Genomic DNA, 6,215 nt, shown 5'->3' with positions numbered 1-6,215 from the left:
CGGGCACGTTCCGATGTATTACTCACCCGTTCGCCACTCGTCAGCATCCGAAGACCTGTTACCGTTCGACTTGCATGTGTAAGGCATGCCGCCAGCGTTCAATCTGAGCCAGGATCAAACTCTACAGTTCGATCTTGAAATTTAAAGTCTTTCGACTTCACTCATAAAAACGGAATTGAAGTGAACTTCACTTCTATTCTCATGAGCGTTTGTAGTGCTAAGCACTAGTTCCGAAGAACTTGGCACTCGCCATCAAACGCCCACGCTTATCGGCTGTATATTTTTAAGGAACCGGAAGATCAGATTTCTCTTTTCCTCTGACTCGCTGCAATCAGCGAAGCCTTGAATTTTAACAGATTTTTTAAAGTCCTGTCAAACTTTGTGGTTATTTGTCTTTCGACTCTCAACCACCCGCCAACCTCAACCGCTGCAATTTCTTGCAACACTTCAGATCAGCGAAGCCTTGAATTCTACACCAGTTTTCTCCACCAGCGCAACTCTCAGCAAAACTTTTCTCTTCTACCACCTTCGCCACCTACCTTCATCGCAGCCCACTCAGGAACCGCAGCAATCTCAGTAGCGAAGCCCGCTAGTGTACACATTTTTTTGCTCACAGCGTCCATTTTTCCATCAATTTTTCCGGCGTCAGGTGGTCGTACCCCTCGAACGGTTGGTGGATCCAAGGATTGGTGGGCAGGAACTCCACGGAGTAGTCCGGCGTGAAGGTGGACATCGCCTTCGTCCAGATGACCGCACTGCGCAGTTCGGTGATAGGCGCGTAGTTGGACTTCAGGAGCGAGATGACGGCGTTCAAGGTATGGCCCGAGTCGGCCAGGTCATCGACGAGAAGAACACGACCCGCGATTTCCCCCTTGGGCGTGGTGATGAACCGGGCGATGTCGAGATGGCCCTGCACCGTCCCGGCCTCTGCACGGTAGGAACTGGTGGACATGATGGCCAGCGGCTTGTCGAAGATGCGGCTCAGGATGTCCCCCGGCCGCAAGCCGCCACGTGCCAGGCACAGGATGGTGTCGAATTGCCAGCCGGACTGGTGCACCTTCAGTGCCAGCTTTTCGATCAGGCCGTGGTACTCGTCGTAGCTCACATAGAGGTGCTTGCCGTCTTCAGTCAACATGGGTGAGGGGCTCCGGAATGCGCTTTCAGGAAAAACGGATATGGCGCACCGCGCTCACTGCGCGGCGTAGGGGTGCTGCATCATGATCGTGTGGTCCCGGTCAGGACTCGTGGAGATCATGGCGATGGGCACGGCGGTCACTTCGGCGATGCGCTCCAGGTAGCGGCGCGCATTGGCAGGAAGCGAGTCGTATTGGGTGACGCCGACGGTGGAATCACTCCAGCCCGCCAGGGTTTCATACACGGGAACGCAGCGGGCGATTTCCTCGGCCCCCATGGGCAGGATGTCGATGCGCTCGCCATCGAGTTCGTAGCCGACGCAGAGCTTCAGTTCCTCCAGGCCGTCCAGCACGTCCAGCTTGGTGATGCACAGGCCGGTCAGGCCATTCACCTGGGCGCTTCTCTTGAGCAGTGCGGCATCGAACCAGCCGCAGCGCCGGCTGCGGCCGGTGGTCACGCCTTTTTCGGCGCCGATGGTGCTCATGTGGTAGCCCGGGGTGCCCGGCTTTTCCCATTCCAGCTCGGTCGGGAACGGCCCGCCGCCCACCCGGGTGCAATAGGCTTTCGTGATACCCAGCACGTAGTGCAGCAGGCCTGGGCCCACGCCGGATCCTGCCGCCGCGTTGCCGGCAACGCAGTTGCTGGAAGTCACATAGGGGTAAGTGCCATGGTCCACGTCCAGCAGCGTGCCTTGCGCACCTTCGAACAGAAGGTTGGCGCCCGCCTTGTGGGCTTCGTTCAGTTCGCGGGATACGTCGGCGATCATGGGCTTGAGCAGCTCGGCATGGCGCATCGCTTCCTGGTAGACCGCGTCGAACTGCACCTCTCCATCCTTCAGATAGGGCTGCAGTGCGCTGCCGAACTGGAAGGATCCGGAGTGCAGGAAGGACTTCAGCACATGGTTGTGGAGCGCCAGCAGTTCCTTGAGCTTCGCGGCGAAGCGCTCGGGATGCTTGAGATCCTGGACGCGGAGGGCGCGGCGCGCCACCTTGTCTTCATAGGCGGGGCCGATGCCACGGCCGGTCGTACCGATCTTCTCGCTGCCGCCATGTTCGCGCGCGGCCTCGCGGGCGACATCCAGTGCGGCGTGGAACGGCAGAATCAGCGGGCATGCCTCGCTGATGCGCAGCCGGGAACGCACTTCCACTCCGGCCTTCTCCAGCCCTTCGATTTCCTCGAACAGCTTGGCCGCCGAGAGGACGACGCCATTGCCGATGTAGCACTTGACCCCGGGCCGCATGATGCCGCTGGGGATGAGGTGCAGCGCGGTCTTCACGCCGTTGATGACGAGGGTGTGGCCCGCGTTGTGGCCGCCCTGGAAGCGCACCACGCCCTGGGCGCTTTCGGTGAGCCAGTCCACGAGCTTGCCCTTGCCTTCGTCGCCCCACTGGGTGCCCACCACGACGACGTTTCGCCCTTTGATCGCTGCTTGCATGTCAAACCTGCCTGGATTCAATGTTCATCAATATGGAAGAGGCCGCACCATCCACTGGCCCTGCTCGAGCACCAGCTCGCGGTCGCACTGGAATTCCTGCACCTGGCTTTCGTGGCCCGGCAACACGCAGACCACGGTTTCACCCGCGCTGCGGAGTTGTGCAATGAAGCGATGGGCGTCCGGCGTGGCAGCCCAGGGGGCCCTGATCGCCGCTTTCAGCGTCCGTGGGGGAACAATGCCGACCAGTTGCTTGATGTCGAGGCTGAAGCCCGCGGCCGGCCGGGTCCTGCCGAAGGCCGCCCCCACTTCGTCGTAGCGCCCCCCCCGCACGACGGCATCGGTCGCGTTGCGGGCGTAGATGGTGAAGCGGGCGCCGCTGTAATAGGAATAGCCGCGCAGATCGGCGAGGTCGAACGACACCGTGCGGCCCTCGAGATGCGCGGCGATGGATTTCAGGTTGGCGAGCACCTCTTCGACACCGGCCACGTCGCTGAGCGCGGTCCGGGCCTCGTCCAGGACGCTGGCGTCGCCATAGAGCTCCAGCACGGCGGACAACGCACGCCGGGTTCCGGAAGGCAGCCCCGCCGACGCCTGCGACAGCTCGGAGGCATCCTTGGCAGCGAGCGCCGCGTAGATTCGCCGGACCGTGGCGGAATCCGCGGCGATGGGCTCCAGCAGGGTGCGGACGACGCGGGCGTCGGAAAGATCGACGCTGACGCCCTCGACGCCTGCGAGGTGCAGGCAGTCGAGTGCCAGCAGCACGGATTCCAGGTCGGCCTCCATGCCGGAATGGCCATAGATTTCGGCACCGAATTGCAGGGGTTCGCGGGTCGCGCGGGGACGGTCCGGCCGGGTGTGCAGCACGGGGCCGCAATAGCAGAGACGTGTCACACCGGAGCGGTTCAGCAGGTGGGCATCGATCCGTGCGACCTGCTGGGTCATGTCGGCACGCAGGCCGATGGAGCGGCCGGACAACTGATCCACCAGCTTGAACGTCTGGAGGTCGAGCGCCTCCCCCGTTCCGGACAGCAGGGATTCCAGGTGCTCCAACATCGGGGGCATGACCAGTTCATAGCCATAGCCCCGGGCGGTGTCGATGAGCCCTCGACGCAGTTCTTCGATGTGCCGGGCCTCCGAAGGCAGGACATCGGCAATGTGATCCGGCAGGACCCAAGCGGACATGGGAAGGGGGTGTCTGTTAAAAATGCAATTCTACCGGGCACTGCCGGTGCCGCCGTCTCGCAGCGGACGAGCGGAATGCTGCACAGGCGTGCCAGCCTGCGCGGCTGGAGGTGCCGGCGCGGAGCGGCCGGCCCTCCCGATCGGAATGGACTCAATTGCGAGGAGCGGGGGATGCCGCGTTTCCGCGGAAGTTCTTGAAGAACTCGGTGGACGACGGATCGACCACCACCACATCGCTCTTCTTGCTGAAGCTCGACTTGTAGGCTTCGAGGCTCCGGTAGAACTGGGCGAACTGGGCATCGCGTCCGAACGCATCCGCATAGATGCGCGCGGCTTCGGCATCGCCCTCCCCCTTCAGCTTCTGGGCGTCCCGGTAGGCGTTGGCGATGGTGATCTCACGTTGCCTGTCGGCATCCGCGCGGATTTTCTCGCCCTCGGCCGCGCCGGTGGAGCGGAGTTCGTTCGCCACGCGCTTGCGCTCGGCTTCCATGCGCCGATAGACGGACTCGGTGATGGCCTCGACGTAATCGACGCGGGTGATGCGCACATCGACGACGTCCACGCCCCAGGGCTTGGTGCCCTTGACGACCTCCAGGACTTCCTTTTTCACGTCCGACATGAGCGCATCGCGCTTGGTGGACAGCAATTCCCTGACCGTACGGCGGTTGACTTCTTCCTGGAAGGCATTGCGGACGACGCGGTTGAGCTGCAGGGCGCCGGCGTTCTCGTCGAGACCCACGTTGCGGATGTACTCCGATGGATCGGAAATGCGCCAGCGCACGTACCAGTCGATCACCACGCGCTGCTTCTCGGCGGTCAGCATGGACTCGGTGTCGGTGCTGTCCAGCGTGAGCAGGCGCTTGTCGATGTAGCGCACGTTCTGGAACGGCGGGGGCAGCTTGAAGTTGAGGCCCGGCTCGGTGATGACTTCCTTGATCTGCCCGAGCTGGTACACCACGCCGAACTGGCGCTGGTCCACGACGAATAGCGCGGAGCTGAGCAGGGCGAGCACTACCAGCAGGGAGGAAACGATGAATCCGACTCTGTTCACGACTGTCTCTCCCTCGGGCTAGCGGGCTTCACGGTCCCGGGTGCGGCTGGTGTCGCGCGCGCGGGAATCGATGGGGAATGCCTGGGTGGTACTGGAAGGTATGGATGAGGACGACGATGCCGGGGGCGCTTCCGGGGTGGGCGCCGCGGCGGCTCCGCCCTGGGAAACGTTCTGCATGATCTTGTCCAGCGGGAGATACAGCAGGTTCGAACCCTGGCGCGAGTCCACCAGCACCTTGGTGACGTTCGAGTAGATCTGCTGCATGGCTTCGAGGTACATGCGGTCGCGGGTGACCTGCGGCGCCTTCTGATACTCGGTGAGCACGGAGCTGAAGCGCTGGGCATCCCCCTGCGCCTGGGCGACGATCCGGGCCTTGTAGGCGGCGGCTTCCTCGGTGAGCCTGGAAGCGGAACCGACCGCGCGGGGAATCACGTCGTTGGCGTAGGCCTGGGCTTCGTTCTTCGCGCGCTCGCGCTCCTGACCGGCCTTCAGGACATCGTCGAACGCGGCCTGCACCTGCTCGGGCGGACGCACGCCGCCCTGCTGCAGGTTGATGCCCACCACCTCGACACCGATCTTGTAGCGGTCCAGGATGGTCTGCATGAGGGTGCGGACGCGGGGCGCGATCTGGTCGCGTTCCTCGGCCAGGGCGGTATCCATGCGCATCTTGCCGACGATCTCGCGCACGGCCGTCTCGGCCACCTGGATCACGGCTTCACCGGGGTTGCGGCTCTCGAACAGCCAGGCCCGGGCATCGTTCAGGCGGTACTGGACGGCGAACTTGATCTCGACGATGTTCTCGTCCTCGGTGAGCATGGCCGACTCGCGCAGGCCGGTGCTCTTGATGATGCTGTCCCGGCCGACGTCGGCGGAACGGATCTGGGTGACGAACACGAGTTCGTGCCGCTGGATGGGGTACGGCAGGCGCCAGTTGAAGCCGGCGTTGACCGTGGTCTTGTACTTGCCGAACTGGGTGATGACGGCCTGCTGCCCTTCCTGGACGATGAAGAAGCCGGAGCCCAGCCAGATCAGCACGGCCACCGCGGCGATCAGGCCGACGCCCACGCCGGTGTTCTTCATGTCGGGCTGGAATCCACCGCCCGATCCGTTGCCGGGACCGCGCCCGCCGCCGTTGCGTCCGCCGAAGAGGCCCCCGAGCTTGCGGTTGAGGTCGCGCCACAGTTCGTCCAGGTCGGGCGGCTGGCCCTGGGGATCGCGGCCGCGGTTACCCCCGGGAGGCGGGTTCGGACGATCGGAATCCGGGCGGTTCGCACCATCAGCCTTGTCATCGCCGCGGCCCCAGCGGGGATCATTCAGATTGAACATGCCCCGGATCCGCCCGGGCAGCGATGCCAGACGCCAGGCTCTGAAAGGATGATTCATGCGATAGATCTCTAGTTTTCGAGAAGATGG

5 protein-coding genes and 1 rRNA gene are annotated in these 6,215 nt (G+C 63.3%); all 6 read right to left on the bottom strand.

The genetic code is table 11. The features are described from left to right. Window positions 1-130 (bottom strand): 16S ribosomal RNA (locus BLR99_RS19760); the annotation flags it as partial. Window positions 131-610: 480 nt separating this feature from the next. Then, complete coding sequence (locus BLR99_RS19755) at window positions 611-1,135, bottom strand: phosphoribosyltransferase (protein ID WP_011794576.1); 525 nt, start codon at window positions 1,133-1,135, stop codon at window positions 611-613. 54 nt (window positions 1,136-1,189) lie between these two features. Beyond that, the gene (locus BLR99_RS19750; RefSeq protein WP_011794575.1) at window positions 1,190-2,569 is read right to left on the bottom strand and encodes an adenylosuccinate synthase; all 1,380 of its coding nucleotides are present in this window, start codon (window positions 2,567-2,569) and stop codon (window positions 1,190-1,192) included. A gap of 27 nt (window positions 2,570-2,596) precedes the next feature. Continuing rightward, window positions 2,597-3,751 carry an ATP phosphoribosyltransferase regulatory subunit gene (locus BLR99_RS19745; RefSeq protein ID WP_011794574.1) on the bottom strand — a complete coding sequence of 385 codons (1,155 nt, stop codon included), beginning with the start codon at window positions 3,749-3,751 and terminating at the stop codon, window positions 2,597-2,599. Window positions 3,752-3,902: 151 nt separating this feature from the next. After that, entirely contained in the window at window positions 3,903-4,802 is a 900-nt protein-coding gene (gene hflC / locus BLR99_RS19740) for a protease modulator HflC (protein ID WP_011794573.1), read from the bottom strand. A gap of 18 nt (window positions 4,803-4,820) precedes the next feature. Further along, window positions 4,821-6,185: an FtsH protease activity modulator HflK gene (gene hflK / locus BLR99_RS19735; protein WP_017438085.1), complete on the bottom strand. Its 1,365-nt coding sequence runs from the start codon at window positions 6,183-6,185 to the stop codon at window positions 4,821-4,823. Window positions 6,186-6,215: the final 30 nt, after the last annotated feature.

It is taken from the genome of Paracidovorax citrulli, assembly GCF_900100305.1.
Taxonomy (GTDB): Bacteria; Pseudomonadota; Gammaproteobacteria; order Burkholderiales; family Burkholderiaceae_C; genus Paracidovorax; species Paracidovorax citrulli.
This window is presented reverse-complemented; position numbering and strand designations above follow the sequence as displayed.

Excerpts from the sequence above, each read along its gene's own strand:
- hflK (WP_017438085.1), bottom strand. The coding sequence starts at position 6,185 with ATGAATCATCCTTTCAGAGCCTGGCGTCTGGCATCGCTGCCCGGGCGG.
- BLR99_RS19750 (WP_011794575.1), bottom strand. The coding sequence starts at position 2,569 with ATGCAAGCAGCGATCAAAGGGCGAAACGTCGTCGTGGTGGGCACCCAG.
- BLR99_RS19745 (WP_011794574.1), bottom strand. The coding sequence starts at position 3,751 with ATGTCCGCTTGGGTCCTGCCGGATCACATTGCCGATGTCCTGCCTTCG.
- BLR99_RS19755 (WP_011794576.1), bottom strand. The coding sequence starts at position 1,135 with ATGTTGACTGAAGACGGCAAGCACCTCTATGTGAGCTACGACGAGTAC.